The following is a 2,984-nucleotide window of genomic DNA, read 5'->3' on the forward strand; positions in this document are numbered from 1 at the left end:
AAAATATGTTTGCGGCCGCCCACTTTAAGCATTTCTTCTTCTAATGCAACCGGATAGTTGACGTCGAGATTAATTCGTGCCATTTCCTCGTTGTTGCCTTTTCACTTTTAAACCCTCTTTACTTTCCAATAAATTCTTGACTATTTCATTGGAGTGATAACGAGCAAAAGTTTTTCTAATCAGACTAGCAGTGCCAGCAACATAACCTGTAATGACAAATGAAGAAACTACTATTGCTAATAAAGGAGGCACTACAGGAAGCCACCATCCCCAAAGAAACATAATATAAGTGCTAAGAAAAATGATTCCAGCTTCTAGGATTAGGTTCTTCAATAAAGTTAGTGACAAGAATTTTTTTGTTTGATTTCGCCACTGCCATGTAACTGTGGTTCCAACTCCAGACCAGATAAAAATCCATAACCATTCCTGGGGTTCAGACCAAGTTTTGATTAAGGGGCGTTCATTTAGAGCAGCACTAATAATTTGACTAATAAAATTTGCTTGTAGTTCTACTCCTGTCATTGGTCTTGGTGGAGCTAACAAATGACTACTATAGGGTGTATAGAATAGATCGTTGAAGCTTTCTCCTACTGCTCCAATCAGAATTATGCGATCGCGTCCCCAGTCTGGAGGGACTTGTCCATCAAGTAGATCTGTCAGAGAAACAGTTTCAAAATGACCGCTCGGCCCTCTATAGTTAATTAATAATTGATACCCACGAGCATCGGTTCTGACATAACCACCTTCATTTTTTTGAAAAGGAGGGAATACCTGATTTCCTACGCGCCAGTGATCGGTCCCCTCTACTGTATCTGCTTTAATATTTTCCTTTTCTAAATAAAGTAATGCTAAATGCAGGCTAAAACTATAAATAATTTCCCCATCTTGATTATCTAAATAAAATAAGCCTCGCCGAGATCTATTATCTGCATCGATAGGCGTATCATTTGCTCCTACTTGTCCTTTTTCTTGTAAAGCATATGGTGGTGCTACTCCTTCTCCTCTATCATCCTCTACTACTTTTTGGATCCCAACTAGATTAGGAGTGTTTTGAAATACTTTAACTAATTCTTGATAACCAGGAGGTACAGGTAAATTTCGGTAAATATCTAAACCAATAGCTCTGGGTTCCATTGCTTTGAGTTTTTTGAGCAACTTGGCAAGAGTTGAATCAGGAATTATTCCCTGACCTACTCTGCTTATATCCGCTTCATCAATACCAACAATTACGATACGTTTGTCCCTTGGAGGTAAAGGTCTATTTCTCATATAGAAGTCGTATGTACCCCACTCCCATAGCTGTAATATTCCAGTTAAGCGTAGTAATATTACCAATATAGTTACGCAGGGAGTAGTTATCCACACCCCGCGCCACTGCCAAATTAATGATGTAGCTGTTGATCCACGAGAATCATAATGAGATTTCACTAATGGTTTCTCAATATGTTTAACTTTTAGGTAATCTAACAATTTATATTATCTTTGAGCAGGTTGTATTTCCTGACAACAGTCAAATATTTTACTATCAGCATAGTCCTCTAACCCAACTGATTTTAACAGTTCTTTCCACGCATTAGGATAAGCAACACGAGATTTTTCTAAAGTTGTAATTGTTTCGCTCCAAACTGATGATTCAGCATAGAGTTTAGCTAGTTCTAGTGGTTTTTCCTGCAGTTCTTTTAATTTAGCTTCTATTTCTGGCTTGAGAGGGGTACGTCTTAGCCATCCATTAATATAATAATCTAAAGCACGCTCCTCTGGATCGCAAATTATGCCAAAGTGCCAAATATAAGTGTTATTAGTTTCTAATTCAACTGTTTTTGGCAAACTTACTTTGATAATTCCAGCGGACTGAGGCAGAGATACACCTACTTTATATATTGGTTCTCTGACTCTATTTGTCCAATCAAATAAAGCAAATTCTGCCTTTCGTTTACTACTTTGAGGAACATAAAGGTAAACAGTTGGGTTAGGACTAACTGTTGTACCAATATTATTTTCTGGTACTACAGCAGTGAGGTTGCTTAATTCTTGCTTAATTATTGGATTACAAGGACCGCGAGACCCAGCTCCTCTAGTTCTCGATGGCGCACCTCTTGAAGTTGTTGGTGGAAATGTTACTGCCTGTAATTGTGGCCTTGATTCCACCTTAGTTTTTGCAGTTTGAGGGTGATTGACTGGAGGAGCTGAAACTAAAAGACCTACTAAAGAAAGTCCTAAAAAGTTTCGTACAAACATGATAAAAAATCACCTCCGTATAAACTCAAGTTATATAGCTATTGCTATTTTTAGCTACTATATCTTATTATAACATATAGTTTTTTTTCATTGTCGATAATTAATAGAAAAACGAACTTACAATTAAGTTTGTATAGAATGATTTAGAAAAAAAGGGAACTGCTAATTATTTAGGGATAGTAATTAATATATTTAGACTTTTAGGATTGCTATACAGAGTTTTCTTCTTAGTTATCAAACTATAATTTTTATTTTTTTATTTTAGCAAAAACTATCTTATTACCTTCGACTATTCACGATCATTTGTTCATATTTCATCATTTGTAAATGCTAGCTTATATTCACTCTAATCTAAACATATTGTAGATTTTTTTACCCATCTTCTCCCTGGTTTAAGGCTGTTATTACTGCGTGATGACTAATATTTTGATAAACCTTCTTAAAATTATCCTTAATAATATCAGCAGATGTACCCAAAGGAAGAGGTCCTAAAACATCTAAAACTGTCTCATTACTTGGGGGTGGTGTAATCACTACTAGGGAAGAATCTAGCTGTCGATCGTATTTCCAAAAATCCTCAAAATTTACATATTCTTTATTTGCTGAAGTTAGAGCTTTTTGGTTTTTTTCTGTTGTAATTTTTTCTTTAATTGTGGAATTTTCTTCTTCACTTTGACCGCGTTTTTGCCGGAGAACTTCTAATATTTGTTCTTTGGTACGACCGCGTAATTGAAATAATAAAAATG

General features: G+C 35.7%; 2 protein-coding genes and 1 pseudogene. All 3 read right to left on the reverse strand.

The genetic code is table 11. The features are described 5' to 3' along the window. Nucleotides 1–69 precede the first annotated feature (69 nt). A complete protein-coding gene (locus F6K13_RS26205; protein WP_287288875.1) occupies nucleotides 70–1,470 on the reverse strand; it encodes a CHASE2 domain-containing protein in 1,401 nt (466 codons plus the stop codon). Nucleotides 1,471–1,476: 6 nt separating this feature from the next. Beyond that, the gene (locus F6K13_RS26210; RefSeq protein ID WP_124144140.1) at nucleotides 1,477–2,238 is read right to left on the reverse strand and encodes a DUF928 domain-containing protein; all 762 of its coding nucleotides are present in this window, start codon (nucleotides 2,236–2,238) and stop codon (nucleotides 1,477–1,479) included. 372 nt (nucleotides 2,239–2,610) lie between these two features. Then, nucleotides 2,611–2,984 (reverse strand): annotated as a pseudogene (locus F6K13_RS26215) (hypothetical protein); the annotation flags it as partial.

This window comes from Okeania sp. SIO2B9 (assembly GCF_010672505.1).
GTDB classification, from domain to species: domain Bacteria; phylum Cyanobacteriota; class Cyanobacteriia; order Cyanobacteriales; family Microcoleaceae; genus Okeania; species Okeania hirsuta.

Excerpts from the sequence above, each read along its gene's own strand:
- F6K13_RS26210 (WP_124144140.1), bottom strand. The coding sequence starts at position 2,238 with ATGTTTGTACGAAACTTTTTAGGACTTTCTTTAGTAGGTCTTTTAGTT.